At 72.9% G+C, this 17,421-nt stretch carries 13 protein-coding genes; 3 read left to right on the top strand and 10 right to left on the bottom strand.

Annotated elements, in window-relative coordinates; translation table 11 throughout:
- Positions 1-2: 2 nt before the first annotated feature.
- Together OHU35_RS28440 and OHU35_RS28435 are read left to right on the top strand one after the other, a co-directional pair.
- Complete coding sequence (locus OHU35_RS28440) at positions 3-1,217, top strand: ThiF family adenylyltransferase (RefSeq protein WP_405507339.1); 1,215 nt, start codon at positions 3-5, stop codon at positions 1,215-1,217.
- Positions 1,210-2,580, top strand: a complete 1,371-nt coding sequence (locus tag OHU35_RS28435; RefSeq protein ID WP_189723110.1) for an AarF/ABC1/UbiB kinase family protein — start codon at positions 1,210-1,212, stop codon at positions 2,578-2,580. Before OHU35_RS28440 ends, OHU35_RS28435 begins: the two co-directional genes overlap by 8 nt.
- 49 nt (positions 2,581-2,629) lie before the next feature.
- On the opposite strand, the gene OHU35_RS28430 is transcribed toward OHU35_RS28435, so the two are convergent.
- The 5 genes from OHU35_RS28430 to OHU35_RS28410 all read right to left on the bottom strand — a co-directional run bounded on the left by OHU35_RS28430 (position 2,630) and on the right by OHU35_RS28410 (position 6,523).
- Positions 2,630-2,839 (bottom strand): hypothetical protein, encoded by a 210-nt coding sequence (locus OHU35_RS28430; protein ID WP_189723109.1) that lies wholly within the window; start codon positions 2,837-2,839, stop codon positions 2,630-2,632.
- Between the two features lie 136 nt (positions 2,840-2,975).
- Complete coding sequence (locus OHU35_RS28425) at positions 2,976-3,299, bottom strand: hypothetical protein (protein WP_189723108.1); 324 nt, start codon at positions 3,297-3,299, stop codon at positions 2,976-2,978.
- Positions 3,296-3,664, bottom strand: coding sequence for a WhiB family transcriptional regulator (locus OHU35_RS28420; RefSeq protein WP_037766327.1), 369 nt, complete (start codon positions 3,662-3,664; stop codon positions 3,296-3,298). The genes OHU35_RS28425 and OHU35_RS28420 overlap by 4 nt, the downstream gene beginning before the upstream one ends.
- Before the next feature lie 172 nt (positions 3,665-3,836).
- Positions 3,837-4,163 carry a hypothetical protein gene (locus tag OHU35_RS28415; protein WP_189723107.1) on the bottom strand — a complete coding sequence of 109 codons (327 nt, stop codon included), beginning with the start codon at positions 4,161-4,163 and terminating at the stop codon, positions 3,837-3,839.
- 164 nt (positions 4,164-4,327) lie between these two features.
- Positions 4,328-6,523, bottom strand: coding sequence for an ATP-dependent DNA helicase UvrD2 (locus tag OHU35_RS28410; RefSeq protein ID WP_359886563.1), 2,196 nt, complete (start codon positions 6,521-6,523; stop codon positions 4,328-4,330).
- 184 nt (positions 6,524-6,707) lie between these two features.
- Between OHU35_RS28410 and OHU35_RS28405 the strand changes: the two genes are divergently transcribed.
- Positions 6,708-6,950, top strand: coding sequence for a mycoredoxin (locus OHU35_RS28405; protein ID WP_031132359.1), 243 nt, complete (start codon positions 6,708-6,710; stop codon positions 6,948-6,950).
- A 98-nt stretch (positions 6,951-7,048) separates the two neighbouring features.
- On the opposite strand, the gene nudC is transcribed toward OHU35_RS28405, so the two are convergent.
- From nudC to OHU35_RS28380, 5 genes are all read right to left on the bottom strand, one after another.
- Complete coding sequence (gene nudC / locus OHU35_RS28400; RefSeq protein WP_189723105.1) at positions 7,049-7,993, bottom strand: NAD(+) diphosphatase; 945 nt, start codon at positions 7,991-7,993, stop codon at positions 7,049-7,051.
- Between the two features lie 156 nt (positions 7,994-8,149).
- Entirely contained in the window at positions 8,150-9,553 is a 1,404-nt protein-coding gene (locus OHU35_RS28395; RefSeq protein ID WP_405507337.1) for a dipeptidase, read from the bottom strand.
- Between the two features lie 10 nt (positions 9,554-9,563).
- Entirely contained in the window at positions 9,564-13,040 is a 3,477-nt protein-coding gene (locus OHU35_RS28390) for a UvrD-helicase domain-containing protein (protein ID WP_405507336.1), read from the bottom strand.
- A 92-nt stretch (positions 13,041-13,132) separates the two neighbouring features.
- Positions 13,133-16,570, bottom strand: a complete 3,438-nt coding sequence (locus OHU35_RS28385; RefSeq protein WP_405507334.1) for an ATP-dependent helicase — start codon at positions 16,568-16,570, stop codon at positions 13,133-13,135.
- A 266-nt stretch (positions 16,571-16,836) separates the two neighbouring features.
- Positions 16,837-17,259, bottom strand: coding sequence for an MGMT family protein (locus OHU35_RS28380; RefSeq protein ID WP_189723101.1), 423 nt, complete (start codon positions 17,257-17,259; stop codon positions 16,837-16,839).
- Positions 17,260-17,421: the final 162 nt, after the last annotated feature.

Below are 17,421 nucleotides of genomic sequence, written 5' to 3'. Positions count from 1 at the left end.
TCATGCATCCGATGGTGAAACCCGCGCTCAGGCGCGGCTGGCGCGACCTCAATACGGTGCAGTTCGGGATGACACCGGCGCATGCGATGACGCTCGGCCCGATGGACCTGGCGACGGACAGTTTCCTCGACCTGCTGAACGGCACGCGGGGGCTGGAGCTGCTGCGCGATGAGGGACGCCGTATGGATCTGCCCGACGGTCATGTCGACGGGCTGGTGCGGCGGCTCGCGCGGGCCGGTCTCCTGGACGACGCGCGGGGCGGCGGACCGGCCACCGACGACCTGCGCCGGAAGAAGGAGGTCCTCGACCGGCTGCGCCCCGACCTGGCCTCCCTGTCTTTGACCACCTCCGCTCCCGGCGACGCGATCAGGCAGCTGGCCGCCCGGCGCGCGCAACGCGTTCAGGTGCGGGGTGCGGGCCGGGTCGGCGCCGTGCTGGCCTCGCTGCTGGCGGGGGCCGGCGTCGGCGAGGTCGATGTGCGCGACCTCGGACGGGTGGAACCGTGGGACGTCGCGCCGGGCGGACTGCCCGCCGATGCCGTCGGCGACCGCCGCGACGAGGCGGCCCGACGTGCCGCGCGCCGGGCGGCCCCGGACCGGCCGCCGCGCCCGGCGACAGCGCAGACGCCCCCGGAGGAAGGTGACCCCGGGTTCTCGCTGGTGATCGTCGCCCCGCGGGACGATGTGGCCGTGTACGCGCCGGACCCGTCGGCCGCCGAGTCGCTGATGTCCGCCGGGACACCCCATCTGTACGCCGGTGTCGTGGAGGGGACCGGCATGGTCGGCCCTCTCGTCCTGCCCGGGGAGACGGGCTGCGCGGGTTGTCTGCACAACAGCCGCACCGACCGGGATCCGACCTGGCCGCGTCTGGTCGCCCAGTGGCGCTCCGGCAGGCAGCGGCAGGTGCGGCCCTGTGACCTGGCACTCGCCACGACCGTGGCCGGACTGGCGGCCGCCCACGCGCTCGCTTTCCTCGACGGCCGGGTTCCGTCGAGCGCCGGGGCACGCTGGGAGGTGTCCGTCCCCGGTCTCCACTGGCATGCCCGGCCGATCTGGGCGCATCCGGCATGCCCGTGCGCTGCGGCGGAGAGAGGAAAGGGGGAGCGCCTCTCGGAGGAAGGGGAGTCACACGAGACAATGGCGGTGCAACGGCCGTCGGAGCAGTGCCGTGAGGCAGAGGCGGAGCGGCCGGCTGGGACTTGGAGGGCGCATGTCTGATCTTCCCCGGAAGGCGGTCACCCGGACCGCCAAGCTCGCCGCGCTCCCGCTCGGCATCGCCGGGCGGGCGACCTGGGGATTCGGCAAGCGGATCGTCGGCGAGTCCGCGGAGCTGGTCGGCCGCGAGCTCCAACAGCGCACGGCGGAGCAGCTTTTCAAGGTGCTCGGCGAGCTCAAGGGCGGCGCGATGAAGTTCGGCCAGGCCCTGTCCGTCTTCGAGTCGGCGCTGCCCGAGGAGGTGGCCGGCCCGTACCGGGCGGCACTGACGAAGCTCCAGGAGGCGGCGCCCCCGATGCCGACGCGCACCGTGCACGCGGTGCTCGAGGAGCGGCTCGGCGAGGGCTGGCAGGAGCTGTTCCTGGAGTTCGAGGACAAGCCCGCCGCGGCGGCCTCGATCGGCCAGGTGCACCGAGGGGTGTGGCACGACGGCCGTGAGGTGGCGGTCAAGGTGCAGTACCCGGGTGCCGGCGAGGCCCTGCTGTCCGATCTGAACCAGCTGAGCCGCTTCTCCCGTCTACTCGGTCCGCTGATCCCCGGGATGGACATCAAGCCGCTGATCGCCGAGCTGAAGGACCGCGTCTCGGAGGAGCTGGACTACGGCCTCGAGGCCCAGGCCCAGCAGGCCCACGCGGAGGAGTTCACGGACGACCCGGACGTCGTCGTGCCGCAGGTGGTGCACCAGTCCGACCAGGTCCTGGTCACCGAGTGGATCGACGGCATCCCGATGTCGGAGATCATCGCGGACGGCACCCAGGAGCAGCGTGACCGCGCCGGCCAGCTTCTGGCCCGTTTCCTGTTCTCCGGCCCCGCCCGTACCGGCCTGCTGCACGCCGATCCGCACCCGGGCAACTTCCGGCTTCTTCCCGGCGGCCCGGAGGGCGAGGACGACTGGCGCCTGGGTGTCCTGGACTTCGGCACGGTCGACCGTCTCCCGGGTGGTCTGCCGGCCACCATCGGCGAGTCCCTGCGGATGACCCTCGACGGGGAGGCCGAGGCGGTCTACGAGCTTCTGTGCGCGGAGGGGTTCGTCAAGGAGACCATAGAGCTCGATCCCGACGCGGTCCTGGACTACCTGCTGCCGATCATCGAGCCGGCCCAGGTCGAGGAGTTCACCTTCACCCGCGGCTGGATGCGCAGCCAGGCGGCCCGCGTCGCCGACCCCCGCTCCCCCGCCTACCAGCTCGCCAAGCAGCTCAACCTGCCCCCTGCGTATCTGCTGATCCACCGGGTGACCCTGAGCACGATCGGGGTGCTGTGCCAGCTGGGGGCGGCGGTGCGTCTGCGCGAGGAGTTGGAGGAGTGGCTGCCGGGGTTCGTCCCGGAGGACCCGGCGGACGGCGAGGAGTCGGCGGCGGAGGCGTGAGCCCCGGCGGGTCCCGCTGGTGATCCGCAGGTGGCCCGCTGCCCACGCTCTACCACCAGTCCGAGTCCAGCCGCCCCTCGATCGACCTGAGGTTCTCCCGGGAGCAGGTCTCGCAGAAGTCCCGGCGAGCGCTGTGCTCCACGGAGCAGGTCCAGGTGAGCCGCGGGGCTTCGGCCGAGGTGCCGCAGCGTGCGCACACGAGGCGTTCGGGCTCCGCGGCGGAGCCGCCGTCGTCGTTTCCTCCGGGAGGACTCGTCACGCGCCGACGATATCGCCGTGCCCGGCGGCTTCGCGGATACAACGCACCGCGGGGGCCGGTCCGTTCGCACGGACCGGCCCCCGCGGGGTGAGCTCGGCCTCCCGGGCCGGGAGGCCACCGCTTCAGGTGGGCTCGGTTACTGCATGACCGCCATGGCGAGCGCCCGGCGGGCACGCCGTGAGGCGCGCTCCGCCTTGCGCTGCATCCGGCGGGCGGCCACCAGGCGCGCGGCCCGGCGGTCTCGCTCCGCCTCCTGCAGTCGCTCGTGCATATGTGCACGAGCCATGGCTTCTGGGATGAGTTGCATCTCTCGGGTCCTGTTCTGGCGCGAGTCCTTCGCGCCGTGCGGGGTGAGGTCTTGTGTCGCGGAGCCTGCGGGCTCGTGGGTGGACGGCTTCATCGGGGCCTGCTTCTGGGGGTCGTGCGTGAAAGGACGGTCGATCGTTCCTGCGGTGTTCATGCCGTGACCGGGTTCTTGCGCGGGCGGCCACGCGGCCGCTTCCGGGCGACGACGACACCCTGCACGAACAGCTCGCCACCCCAGACACCCCAGGGCTCACGCCGCTCCTTGGCGCCGGCGAGGCAGGCCTCGACCAGCGGGCAGGTGCGGCAGAGGGACTTGGCGTACTCCACGTCCGCCGGCGACTCGGCGAAGAAGACCTCCGGGTCGTAGGAGCGGCACGGGACGGGTACGCCGAGGTTCTCGATGGCGTCGTCGAGCGCGGTGAGCGCGGTGAGCGGGGTCAAGGCGGAGTCCTCCGTGGAGCCGGGCTTGGGGATCGTGTCGGAAGGCGGTACGGACGGGGCGTGCGCTTCGAGTTGCACGGTTCGTCTTCCTCGTCTGGTCGTTCCGGCCTGTTGGCCGGGGGGCGGCTGGTACCCGGTTCTTTTCTTGTCCCGAGGCTCCTTCGGTCCGTCGTCCCTGGTCAGGGACAAACAGAAGGGCCGCGGATCCCGGATGGGGTTCCGCGGCCCTGAAGGCGCCGGCCTGATCAGATCAGGCTGGATCACTCCAGGGTTCTGGCCCACGGAAGGCCCACATCTGGTGGTGCTGCGTCGTCTGCTTCCGGAATCCGGCACCGGTCGCCGTAAAGGCATAGGCCCGCGCCTGCGCCTTTACTGCTGCTTCCAGTGCCTTGGTCGGTCGCTCATTGCGCTCACGGACGGGAAGGCCCGCGGGAGCAACGGAGGAGGACGCCGGACGGACGGCACGAATGCCGGACAGACCGGTGCCCAGGTTCGAAACGCCGAGCATGCACGCGGAGACGGCCGAGCGATCGGTCATTTTCACGGTGCTGATGGAGCTGCTGTTGATGCTGATCACTGGACTCGCCTCCTCTCGGCGTCTCGGGGGACTGGGTGAACCAGTCCGACGGAAATGCAAGTACAACACGGAATCAGGGCCTTCGAGAAGGCCGCTGCTCTCGTGCCTAAGAACCTATGGGGATTGCTGGGGCATGCGCAAACTATTTTTTCGACGAGTTGGTGTCAGTCCTGATCTGTGTCCCCTCCGGTGTACTGGCCTGCGCAGATGGCCAGGACATCGGCTCCGTAGCGGGTGAGCTTGCGCATACCGACGCCCGGGATGCGCGCCAGCTCGTGCTCGTCGTCGGGCGCGGTCTCGGCGATCGCCACCAGTGTCCTGTCGGTGAAGACGCAGAAGGCGGGCTGACCGCTGCTCCGTGCCTGGTCGGCGCGCCATTCGCGGAGCCGCTCGTAGAGGCCCTCGTTCATGTCGGAGGGGCAGCCGTCGCAGCGCATCAGCTTCATCTCGCCCGCGTCGGTCAGCGTGCGGCCGCAGACGCGGCAGCGGGCGGGGGTTCGCTGCGCTCTTCTCGGGGCGGAACCCCTGGTTCCGGGGATTCCGCGCTCGATGCCGCCCGCGGCACCGCCGGTTGTACGGCCCTTGGTGGCCGTCGAGCCGGGGCGCAGCCCGTCGAGGAAACGGCTGGGGCGGCGGTTGGGGCGACCGCCGGGTGAGCGGGAGAGGGACCAGGAGACATGGAGGTGTTCCCGCGCGCGGGTGACGCCGACGTACAGCAGGCGGCGCTCCTCCTCGATCTGTTCGTCGGTCTTTGCGTAGGTGATCGGCATCATGCCCTCGGCCACGCCGACCAGGAAGACGACGTCCCACTCCAGGCCCTTGGCCGAGTGCAGGGAGGCGAGGGTGACGCCCTGCACGGTCGGGGCGTGCTGGGCGTTCGCCCGTTCGTCGAGCTCGGCGACGAGGTCCGCCAGGGTGGCGCCGGGTTTGGCGGCGGCGAAGTCCTGGGCGAGGTTCACCAGGGCGGCCAGGGACTCCCAGCGCTCCCTGACGGCGCCGGAGCCGGCCGGTGGCTGCGGTGTCCAGCCCTCGCCCGACAGTACGGCGCGCACCTGCGAGGGCAGGTCGACGACGTCGTCCAGGAGGGAGTCGTTGCCGCCGAAGCGGGCCGCGCCGCGCAGGGCGACACCCGCCTTGCGCACCTCCGGACGGTCGAAGAACCGCTCGGCGCCGCGCAGCTGGTAGGGCACCCCGGCGTCGGCGAGGGCCTGTTCGTAGGTCTCGGACTGCGCGTTCGTCCGGAACAGGATGGCGATCTCGGCGGCCGGTACCCCCGCGTCGACGAGTTCACGGATGCGGCGGGCCGCGCCCTCCGCCTCGGCGGGCTCGTCGGTGTACTCCGTGTAGGCCGGCTCGGGCCCCGGCGCACGTTGCGAGACGAGCTCCAGGCGGTGGTCGGCCGCGCGGCCCCTGGCCTGGGCGAGCAGGCCGTTGGCGAGGTGGACGACCTGGGGCGTGGAGCGGTAGTCGCGGACCAGCTTGACGACGGTGGCGCCGGGGTGGCGGGTGCGGAAATCGAGCAGATGGTCCGGAGTTGCTCCCGTGAACGAATAGATCGTCTGGCTGGCGTCTCCGACCACGCACAGGCTGTCCCGCTCGCCGAGCCACAGTTCCAGCAGGCGCTGCTGGAGGGGACTGACGTCCTGGTACTCGTCGACCACGAAGTGCTGGTACTGGGAGCGGACCTGTTCGGCGATGTCGTGCCGGTCCTGGAGGACGGCCACGGTCAGCAGCAGCACGTCCTCGAAGTCGATGACCGAGCGCTCGCGCTTGACGTCCTCGTAGGCGGCGTAGAGCTGGGCGATCTCCGCGGGGTCGCGAGGGGCCTCACGGCCCGACTTGGCGACGGAGGGCGCGTAGTCCGCGGGGACGGTCTGGGTGACCTTGGACCATTCGATCTCGGCGGTGACGTCCCGCAGCTCGCCCCGGTCGAGCCGGATGCGGCAGGCCGCGGCCGCGTCGGCGACGAGCTGGATCTTGCGGTCGACGAGCCGGGGCATGGAGCCGCCGATCGCTTTCGGCCAGAAGTACTGGAGCTGACGCAGGGCCGCCGAGTGGAAGGTGCGCGCCTGGACGCCTGCGGCGCCGAGCTGGCGCAACCGGCCGCGCATCTCTCCGGCGGCGCGGTTGGTGAAGGTGACGGCGAGCACGCTGGAGGGATGGAGGACGCCTGCGCGCACCCCGTAGGCGATGCGGTGGGTGATCGCCCGGGTCTTGCCCGTGCCGGCGCCCGCCAGGACGCACACCGGACCATGCAGGGCGGTGGCCACCTCGCGCTGCTCGGGGTCGAGCCCGTCGAGCACCGCGTCGGCCGAGTCCGGTACCTGCGGGAACAGGGTGGAGTGCGTTGCTGCTGTCACACAGCCATGCTGCCAGGTCGCGGGAGACGGCCGTGCCGGTTGTCCACAGGCGGGCCCCGATAGTCGTACTAATGCGGCAGGCGTCACGTCCGGCAGGGCCCGGGCCCCGGGAATGGCGGCCCCTTCACGTACGTTCCACCTCTGCGACCACCCGCCCCCGAGCCACCGAAGGAGCACGAGAGACATGCTGGGCACTGTGACGATGTACAGCACCACGTGGTGCGGCTACTGCCGCCGGCTGAAGAGCCAGATGGACCGCGAGGGCATCGCGTACACCGAGATCAACATCGAGCAGGACCCGGAATCCGCCGCGTTCGTGGAGAAGGCGAATGGCGGAAACCAGACGGTGCCCACCGTTCTGTTCCCGGACGGCTCCACCCTCACCAACCCGTCGCTGGCGCAGGTGAAGCAGAAGGTCGGCGCGTAGGCGCAGCGCGGTTGTGCGGGGAAGGCGGTTCCTGAGGCGGCTCAGGAACCGCCTTCTCCGTTTCCGCTGCCAGGGCCTGGACACGGCTCACACGGGGGTCAGGCCACGCTCCTCATCGGGAGCGGCTTGCCGTACCAGAGCTCGATCAGGCGGGCCGCGATCGAGATGCCGTACGGCGGGAGCACCTCGCCGGACTCGAAGGCGGCGCGCAGGTCTTCGCGGGAGAACCAGCGGGCCTCGTGGATCTCGTCGCCGTCGACCTCGATCTCGGTCGAGGTGGCGCGGGCCATGAAGCCCAGCATGAGGCTCGACGGGAAGGGCCAGGGCTGGCTGGCGACGTACTCGACCGGGCCGACGGTGATGCCGACCTCCTCGTGGACCTCGCGGCGCACCGACTGCTCGATGGACTCGCCGGGCTCGACGAAACCGGCGAGCGTCGAGAAGCGGCCCTCGGGCCAGTGGACCTGGCGGCCGAGCAGGAGGCGGTCGTCCTCGTCGGTCACGGCCATGATCACGGCGGGGTCCGTGCGCGGGTAGTGCTCGGCGCCGCAGGCCTGGCAGCGGCGGATGTGGCCGGCCGCGGCGATGACGGTGCGCTCGCCGCAGCGCGAGCAGAAACGATGCGTGCGCTGCCAGTTCTCCAGACCCACCGCGTGCACCATCAGGCCCACGTCACGGGCCGACAGGAGCAGGCCCGCCTCGCGCAGGCCCGCCGGACGCGCGGACTGGTCCATACGCCCGGGCAGGGAGTCCTTCTGGAGGGCGAAGTAGCTGACGCCGTCCTCGTCGATGCCGAGGAAGTAGCGGTGTGCCTCGGTGAGGGGGGCCTCGAAGGAGGGGGTCATGACGAGTTCGGTGCGCCCGTCCGCCGTCTCGTCGATGAGGACCTGGCCGCCGGAGACCACGAAACAGCGCGTCGAGGGGTGGCTCCACGCCGCCGCGAGCCAGGCCTCGTCGAGCCGGTGGTGCGCGCCCCTGTCGATGCCGTTCGGGGCGGTGAGCGAGATGGGTCGGTCGGCGTTCTGGTCGGTCCAGGTGGTCACTGGTGCTTCCAACTCCCCGGTGGAACGGTCGGGTTCGGCGGGCTGATCAGCGGGACGTGCGGCGGGAGGCGACCGGGTCCGGCGGGGCTCGGGCGGTGCGGGGCGGCTCTTCCAGTGTGCCCCTCGCGCGCGGCCGGTCCGGGCGGCCCTGGGCGCTCAGGGCGCATGGCGCCGGCTCTCGGCGAGGTCGCCCCACAGGTACGCGGTGGTCTCGACGCCCTTGAGGAGCAGGTCGATCTCCACTTTCTCGTTCGGGGCGTGCCAGCCGTCGGACGGGACGGAGATGCCGAGGAACAGCACCGGTGCACCGAGGACGTCCTGGAGGTCCGCCGCCGGTCCGGAGCCGCCCTCGCGGGTGAAGCGGACGGGCTGTTCGAAGGCCCGGCCCATCGCGCGGGCGACCGACTGGAGGGCCGGGTGGTCCAGCGGGGTCAGGCACGGGCGCGTGGCCCCGCTGAACGTGATCTCGCAGCGGATCCCGGCGGGCACCTGCTGCTCGGCCCAGGCGCGGACGGCCTTCTCCACATGGCCGGGCTCCTGGCCCGCCACCAGCCGGAAGGACAGCTTCACCAGGGCGGAGGACGGAACGATCGTCTTGCTGCCGGGGCCCTGGTAGCCGCCGCCGATGCCGTTGACCTCCGCGGTGGGGCGGGCCCAGACGCGCTCCAGGGTGGTGTACCCGGCCTCCCCCTGGGTGGCGTACGACTTGGCCGCGCGCAGCCACTGCGACTCGTCGAAGGGCAGTTCGGCGAGGAGTTCGCGCTCGCGGTCGGTGAGCTCGACCACGCCGTCGTAGAAGCCCGGGATCGCCACGCGCGCGTGCTCGTCGTGCAGGGCGGCGACCAGGCGGGCGGCGGCCGTCGCCGGGTTGGGCACCGCGCCGCCGAAGGAGCCGGAGTGGATGTCCTGGTCGGGGCCGTGCAGGCGTATCTCGCACTCGGCGAGGCCGCGCATGCCGGTGCACACCGTGGGGGTGTCCTCGGACCACATGCCGGTGTCGGAGACGATCACGGCGTCGGCGGCGAGCCGCTCGGCGTGCTGCTCGACGAGGGCCCTGAAGTGGGGCGAGCCGGACTCCTCCTCGCCCTCGATCAGGAGCTTCAGATGCACGGCCGGGGTGGTGCGGCCGGTGGCGGCGAGGTGGGCTCGGACGCCGAGGGTGTGGAAGAACACCTGGCCCTTGTCGTCGGCCGCCCCGCGCGCGTAGAGACGGTTCTCGCGGACGACGGGCTCGAAGGGGTCGCTGTCCCAGCCGTCCTCCCGGGCGGCGGGCTGCACGTCGTGGTGACCGTAGACCAGCACCGTGGGCGCCTGCGGGTCGTCGGAGGGCCACTCGGCGAAGACGGCGGGTGCGCCGGGGGTCTGCCAGACCTCGGCCGTAGGGAACCCGGTCTCCTTCAGTTCGGCGGCGAGCCAGTCGGCGCTGCGTCGTACGTCGGGCGCGTGGTCCGGCTGGGCGGACACCGACGGGATGCGCAGCCACTCGGCGAGGTCGTCGAGGAAGGCGTCGCGGTGCTGCTGGATGTACGTACGGACGACGCTGTCCGGGGTCTGGCTCATGGTCACGAGCCTATCGGCCCGCACTGACGTCCTCGGAGTGCGGTTCCTCACCGGGCGGCTCCTCGCTCAGCAGCCGCTCCAGCGCCGCGCGGTCCGGCAGGTTGTCGGGGCGCACGACCTCGCCGCTGCGCACGTACAGGAACGCGGCCGTGACGGACTCCGGGGGTACGCCCTGCTGCTCGGCCCAGGCCAGGCGGTAGACGGCGAGCTGGAGGGGGTCCGCGGTGCGTGAGCGGTTGGTCTTCCAGTCGACGATCTCGTACGTCGTGCCCTCACCGTCGCCCTCCTTGTAGACGGCGTCGATGCGGCCCCGTACGACGCGGCCGGCGAGAGCGAGCTGGAAGGGGGCCTCCACCCGGTAGGGCGTGCGGTGCGCGTACTCGGTCTGCTCGAAGGCGTCCTTGAGGGCCTCCAGGTCCCGTTCGTCGGCGATCTCCGCTTCGCTGCCGGGCAGCTCCTCCGGTTCCAGCAGGGGCAGCGTCAGCTCTTCGAAGCGGGCCTCGACCCAGGCGTGGAAGCGGGTGCCGCGGCGGGCGGCGGGCTGGGGCGGGCGGGGCAGGGGGCGGGCCAGCTCCTGGGCGAGGCCGTCCGGGTCGGCGGCCAGGAGCAGCAGCTGGGAGGCCGTGAGCGAGGTGGGCAGGGGGACCTCGGTGACGCTGTCGCGGGCGCGCAGGAGCTCGCCGGTGAGGGCGTCGAGGTCGCGGTCCCAGGAGGCGATGGTGCGGGCTTCCTCCGGGGTGAGGTGCGGCCTGCGGTGTCGGTGTGGGTCCGGGGGTTCCGGCGGCCCAGCCTGGTGGGGGACCGTGGGGCGGTCCGCCGGCCGTGCGTTCCCGTCCGCCGCATCACCTGGAAAGGGGGCTTCGTCGAGGTCGAACGGGTCCGGCTCGTCATACGGAGGCTCGTCGTCCTCGGGGGGCGGGGGCCACTCCGGGTCGTCGAACGCGTCCGGGTCGTGCACGGCCGCCGGGTGCCCGTCCCCCTGGGACGCGAGGTTCTCCAGGTGGGCCAGGACGGTCTCGGCGGCGGCGCGGCGGCGGGCCAGGGCCGCCTCGTCCAGGGGCAGGGGCCACACCTGGTCGGCGGTGGCCTGGTGCAGGGCCGGGTTCTCCTCGTCCTCGGCGGGTTCGTCCGCCCAGGCCTCGATCTCGCCGTACCCGGCCGCGCAGTGCTCGTAGAGGTCCTGGAGGAACGCGGAGGGTCCGCGGCGCTTCTTCTGGGTGGGTCCCCACCAGTGGCCGGAGCCCAGGAGCAGGGAGCGGGGGCGGGTGAAGGTGACGTAGCCGAGGCGGAGTTCCTCGGTGTGCTGGTGGTCCTTCATGGCCTCGTGGAAGGCCTTGAGGCCCTTGGCGTCCCAGGAGGTGATGCCGGGGAGGGTGTCGGCGTCGCCGCGCAGTTCGTGCGGCAGGACCTTGCCCTGGGAGGTCCACTTCTCGCGGCCCTGGCTGCTGGGGAAGGTGCCGGTGACCAGGCCGGGGACGACCACGACGTCCCATTCCAGACCCTTGGACTTGTGGGCGGTGAGCACCTTGACGGTGTTCTCGCCGCCGGGGAGGGCGTTGTCGAGGCCCTTCTCGTACTGGGCGGCGGTGCGCAGGAAGCCGAGGAAGGCGAGCAGGCTGGCCTCGTTGTCACCGGCGGCGAAGGAGGCGGCGACGTCCAGGAAGTTGGAGAGTGTCTCGCGGCGGCGCGCTGCCAGGGCGTGCGGGGACGCCGACAGCTCCACCTCCAGGCCGGTGACGGCGAGGACTCGGTGCAGGACGTCCATCAGCGGGTCGGACAGGGAGCGGCGCAGGTCGCGCAGTTCGGTGGCCAGACGGGCGAAGCGCACGCGCGCGTCGGGCGAGAAGGGCAGCCCGTCGTCGTCCCCGTGGCCGTCCAGCGGCGTCTCCAGGAAGGTGTCGAGGGCGTCCGCGAGGGAGATCACCTCGGCTGGGTCGACCCCCTCGACGGCCTCGGCGAGGCGGCGGTCCGGGTCGTCGTCGCCCTCCACGCGCGCGTGGGTCACGAGGAGCCGGGCGCGCCGCCCCAGCAGGGCGAGGTCGCGTGGGCCGATGCGCCAGCGCGGGCCGGTCAGCAGGCGCACCAGGGAGGCGTTGGCACCGGGGTCCTGGAGGACCTCGCACACGGCGACGAGGTCGGCGATCTCGGGCAGGTGCAGCAGCCCGGACAGGCCGACGACCTCGACCGGGATGTCCCGGGCCACCAGTGCGCCCTGGATCTCGGAGAAATCGGTCGCCGTGCGGCACAGGACCGCGATCTCGCCGGGTGCCGTCCCGGTCCTCACGAGGTGGGCGACGGAGTCGGCGGCCCAGTCGATCTCCTCGGCATGGGTGCGCAGCAGGGCGCAGCGCACGATGCCGTCGCGTTCGGCCCCGGGGGCGGGGCGAAGTGCCTCCACGCCCGCGTGCAGGGCGCGCAGGGGCTCCGCGAGGCCGTTGGCGAGGTCGAGGAGGCGGCCGCCGCTGCGGCGGTTCTCGCTGAGCGCCTGGCGGGTCGCGGGGCGGCCGTCGGCGCGGGCGAAGTGCTCGGGGAAGTCGTCGAGGTTGGCGACGGAGGCGCCGCGCCAGCCGTAGATCGCCTGGCAGGGGTCGCCGACCGCGGTGACCGGGTGGCCGGTGCCCTCGCCGAACAGGCCCGCCAGGAGGACGCGTTGGGCGACGGAGGTGTCCTGGTACTCGTCGAGCAGGACCACCCGGAACTCGTCGCGCAGGACGCGGCCCACTTCGGGGACCCCGGCGAGCCGGGCCGACAGGGCGATCTGGTCGCCGAAGTCGAGCAGGTCCCGCTCGCGCTTGGCGGCCCGGTAGCGGGTCACCAGCTCGGCCAGTTCCCGGCGGGCGGCAGCCGCCTCGGGAACCTTGCGCAGATCGGCGTTGCTGAGCTTGACGCCGCGCAGGGTCAGCAGCAGTTCGGCGTCGTACGCGCGCAGCGCCTCGGGCCGTACGAGGTGCTCGGCGAGCTCGGCGTCGAGGGCGAGGAGGTCGCCGACCAGGTCCGGGAAGGAACGGGTCAGGGCCGGATAGGACCCCGGGGCCTCACGCAGGACGCGCGCGGCGAGCTGGAAGCGGGTCGCGTCGGCGAGCAGCCGGGACGTGGGCTCAAGGCCGAGGCGCAGTCCGTGGTCGGTCAGCAGACGACCCGCGAAGGAGTGGTACGTGGAGATCACCGGCTCGCCCGGCGGGTTGTCCGGGTCGATGGCATCGGGGTCGGTGACGCCGGCCTTGACCAGCGCCTTGCGGACGCGCTCGGCGAGTTCGGCGGCGGCCTTGTTGGTGAAGGTGAGGCCGAGCACCTGCTCGGGCGCGACCTGGCCGGTGCCGACCAGCCACACCACGCGGGCCGCCATCACCGTCGTCTTGCCCGAGCCGGCACCGGCCACGATCACCTGCGGGGCGGGCGGCGCGGTGATGCACGCCGTCTGCTCCGGGGTGAACGGGATGCCGAGGAGCTCCTTGAGCTGTTCGGGATCGGTGATACGGGCGGGCACATCGACAGAGGCTAGTGGCGGCCACTGACAGTGGCGGCCGGATCGGTCTCCGGGGAGGAAGATGCGCAGGTCAGCACATGTGGTGCGATAGATCACTCGACGACATGGCGGCCCTCCTGCCGCGCGCTGCACGAGGCCCGGAACGCGCAGTGCGTGCAGTGCTGCCCGGCGGTCGGCGTGAACCGTTCGTCGAGGACCTTCCCGGCGGCGGTGGCCAGCAGATCGCCGACCCACTCCCCCTCCAGCGGCTCCTGGGCCTGCACCTTGGGCAGGGTCTCGCCGCCGTCGCGCTGGGCGGCGCCCTGCCTGAGATGGACGAGTTCGGCACCGCCCGGCTCGGGACGCACGCCGTCGAAGACGTCGTCGACGGCACCCTCGCCGACGGCCAGCTGGTAGACGGCGAGCTGCGGGTGGCGCTCCACCTCCTTGCCGGTGGGCGCCTGCTTGCCGGTCTTGAAGTCGACCACGTAGGCGCGGCCGTCGCCGTCCGCCTCGACGCGGTCCATCTGGCCGCGGATGCGCACCTGGTAGTCGCCCGCTTCGAGGGTGACGTCGAAGTCGTGCTCGCTGGCGACCGGGGTACGCCCGGTGCGGTCCATGACGTGCCACTGGAGGAACCGTTCGAGCGCCACGCGCGCGTTGGCCTTCTCCTGGTCCGACTTCCAGGGCGCGTCGAAGGCGAGGGCGTTCCACACGGAGTCGAGGCGTTCCATGAGGACGGAGAGGTCGGCCGGGGTGTGCCCGGAGGCGACCTCGTCGGCGAGGACGTGCACCACGTTGCCGAAGCCCTGCGCGGCGGTCGCGGGCGCGTCGGCCTTCACCTCGCGGCCCAGGAACCACTGCAGGGCGCAGGTGTTGGCGAGCTGGTCGAGGGCGCTGCCGGAGAGCACGACGGGCTGGTCGCGGTCGCGCAGCGGCACCTTGGACCGGGTCGGCTCGAACATGCCCCACCAGCGGTAGGGGTGTGCGGACGGCACCAGGGGGCGGCCGTCCTCGTCGGCGAGGGCGGCAAGCCGGGCCAGGCGGCGGGCGGCGGCTTCCCGGAGGGTGTCGGAGACGCGCGGGTCGACCGTGGTGGCGCGCAGTTCGGCGACGAGTGCCGCGACGGACAGCGGGCGGCGCGGGCGTCCGGTGACGTCCTTGGGTTCGACGCCGAGTTCGCTCAGGAAGCGGGAGGGCTGGTCGCCGTCGTCCGCCGGGGCCTTGACCGCGGTGACGACCAGGCGTTCACGCGCGCGGGTGGCGGCCACGTAGAACAGGCGGCGTTCCTCGGCGAGCAGCGCGCCGGGGGTGAGGGGTTCGGCGAGTCCGTCGCGCCCGATGCGGTCGGCCTCCAGGAGGGAGCCGCGGCGGCGCAGGTCGGGCCAGAGCCCCTCCTGGACGCCCGCGACGACCACGAGGCGCCACTGAAGGCCCTTGGAACGGTGTGCGGTCATCAGGCGGACGGCGTCGGGGCGTACGGCACGCCGTGTGAGGGTGTCGGCGGCGATGTCCTGGGCCTCGATCTCCTCCAGGAAGTTCAGCGTGCCCCGGCCTCCGGTGCGCTCCTCCGCGCGGGCCGCCGTCGCGAACAGCGCGCAGACCGCGTCCAGGTCGCGGTCCGCGTTGCGCCCGGCCGCGCCGCCCCGGCGGGCAGCCCGCTCCAGCCGCGCGGGCCACGGTGTGCCGTCCCACAGGTCCCACAGCGCCTCCTCGGCCGTACCGCCGCCCGCAAGGCGCTCGCGGGCCTTGCGGAGCAGCGCACCGAGGCGCTGGGCGCCGCGCGCGTACGCGGGGTCGTGCACGGCCAGCCGCTCCGGCTCGGCGAGCGCCTGTGCGAGAAGGACGTCGGAGGGCGGCGGCAGCGGGTTGCCCGCGGCCCGCTCCTCATCCCGCAGGGCCCGGCCGAGGCGGCGCAGGTCGGCGGCGTCCATGCTCGCGAGCGGGGAGGTGAGGAGGGTGAGGGCGGTCTCGGTGCCGAGCCAGGAGATCGCCTCGGGCTGCCCGGAGGCCGCCTCCCGGTCGGCCGCCTCGGTCTTGTTGGAAGCCGCCTCACCGCCTGCCGCCTCGGGCTCCTCGGAAGCCACCGTCCCGGGCTCCTCGGCCGCCACCGTCCCGTCGGCCGCCTCGGCCACCGCCTCACCGTCGGTCCCCGACGCCTCCGCAGCGGCCACCGCCCGAAGCGCCGTCAGCAGCGGCGCCACCGCCGGTTCGTGGCGCAGGGGGACGTCGTCGCCGTCGACGTCCACCGGGACGCCGGCCGCCGTGAGGGCGCGGCGGACCATGGGGACGGTGCGGGAGCCGGCGCGCACCAGCACGGCCATCTCGCTCCACGGGACGCCGTCCTCCAGGTGGGCCCTGCGGAGGATGTCGGCGATGTTGTCCAGCTCCGTCCCGGACGTCGGGTACGTGTACGCCTCGACCCGGCCGCCGTCCCGCACGGGCGCGAGGTCGCGGTGGGCACGCACCTTCTCGGCGGGCAGGCGGGTCAGCGGCATGCGCTGGGTCAGCAGCCGGGTGGCTGCCAGCAGCCCGGCGCCGGAGCGGCGGGACGTGCGCAGTACCGCGACGGGGGCCGGGCGGCCGTCCGCGCGCGGGAAGGCGTGCGGGAAGTCGAGGATGCCGTTCACGTCCGCCCCGCGGAACGTGTAGATCGACTGGTCGGGGTCACCGAAGGCGACGAGGGTGCGGCCACCGCCCGCCAGGGCGTGCAGAAGTCGTACCTGAGCGGGATCCGTGTCCTGGTACTCGTCGACGTAGACGGCGTCGTACCGGGCGGCGAGCCACGCGGCGACCTCGGGCCGACGGGCGAGGAGCACCGCGCGGTGGACGAGCTCCGCGTAGTCGATCACGCCCTGGAGGTCGAGCACGTCGAGGTACTCGGCCAGGAAGGCGGCGGCCGCGCGCCAGTCGGGGCGTCCCGTGCGGCGGGCGAAGGCGTCCAGGGCGTCGGGGCCGAGGCCCAGTTCACGGCTGCGGGCGAGGACCGCGCGGACCTCGTCGGCGAAACCGCGCGTGGTCAGGCAGGCGCGCAGTTCGTCCGGCCAGCGCACGTGCGCGAGGCCGAGCCTTTCCAGGTCCACCTGGCCCGCGAGCAGCTCCCGTACGGAGACGTCCTGCTCGGGGCCGGACAGCAACCGCATCGGCTCCACGAAGAGGTCACTTTCCTGGTGGGCGCGGACCAGGGCGTAGCAGAACGAGTGGAAGGTGGTCGCCCGGGGAGCGCGGGCCGCCCCGGCCCGGGTGGCCATGCGGTCGCGCAGTTCGACGGCCGCCCTGCGGCTGAACGTGAGGACCAGGACGCGCTCGGGGTCCCCGCCCCGGGCGATGCGCTCGGCCACGGACTCGACGAGCGTGGTGGTCTTGCCGGTGCCCGGACCTGCGAGGACGAGCAGCGGGCCGGCCGCGTGGTCAACCACGGAGCGCTGCGAGGCGTCCAAATGAGGGGGGTCCACCCGGGCAGGAGGGGTACGTACCAGTCGGTAAGCGCCACGGCTCCCCCGCCGCGCCCGGGGGTGCGACAGGCCGCTGGTGGAGGAAGAGGAGCTCACGTGGTTCGCCGGTCCTGGTGGAAGTACTGGTGGGCGGGCCACCGCGCGTGGCGGGCGGTGACCGCGGGGTGACGGGGACGCGCGCAGCCGACGCTACGCCGACGGGTGAGGCGGAAGCAGGGCTTCCCCTTCTTCCCGCCGGCCACTCGCGGCACTCGTGCCACTCATGCCCCTCGCCTCACGAACGTACGTCATGGCACCGACGTGCCCCGATTCCCTCGTCCGGATCACGGGCCACACGGGAGGCCGCCCGATGGCGGAAGCTGTCAGGTGTGACCCTCCGCGCGTTCGCCGCCGTCCCACCGCGCCCGTCGCATGTCGATCCGCGGCAGGTGGCCCTCGGCGGCCCGGCTCGCCTCCTTCAGGGGCGTGCCCTCAGCGCGGTAGTGGCCGAGCGCCCGCTGCTGGTGCCCCGGGAGCAGGACGCCGTCCGCGCGGACGACCCGCCACCAGGGCACGGCTCCCCCGTAGAGAGCCATCACACGGCCGACCTGTCGCGGACCGCCCTCCTCCAGCCACTCGGCGACGTCCCCGTATGTCATGACACGGCCCGGCGGGATCAGTTCGGCGACGTCGAGGACCCGCTCGGCGTAAGCGGGCAGGGCTTCCCCGGGTTCCTCACGGGCGCCGCCGTACCCCGTGCGGGTGTCCTGCGCGCCGGCGTCCTGCGGAAGGCTCTCCTCGCTCATCCGCCCCATCCTGCCCCACCCCACCGACAACGGGACGGGCGTGCCCGCGAGCGTCTCCCTCGCCCGGCAGGACCGCGTCGGGCAGACTGTGCGCCCCCGCATGTGCACCCTGATGCCCCCGCGTATCGGTGCGGCATGCCACCATCGTGCGGGCGGTGACCG

Source organism: Streptomyces purpurascens, assembly GCF_045040895.1.
In the GTDB taxonomy this organism is placed as follows: Bacteria; Actinomycetota; Actinomycetes; order Streptomycetales; family Streptomycetaceae; genus Streptomyces; species Streptomyces purpurascens.
Note: the sequence above shows the minus strand (reverse complement) of the source record. Positions and strands in the feature narration are given on the sequence as shown.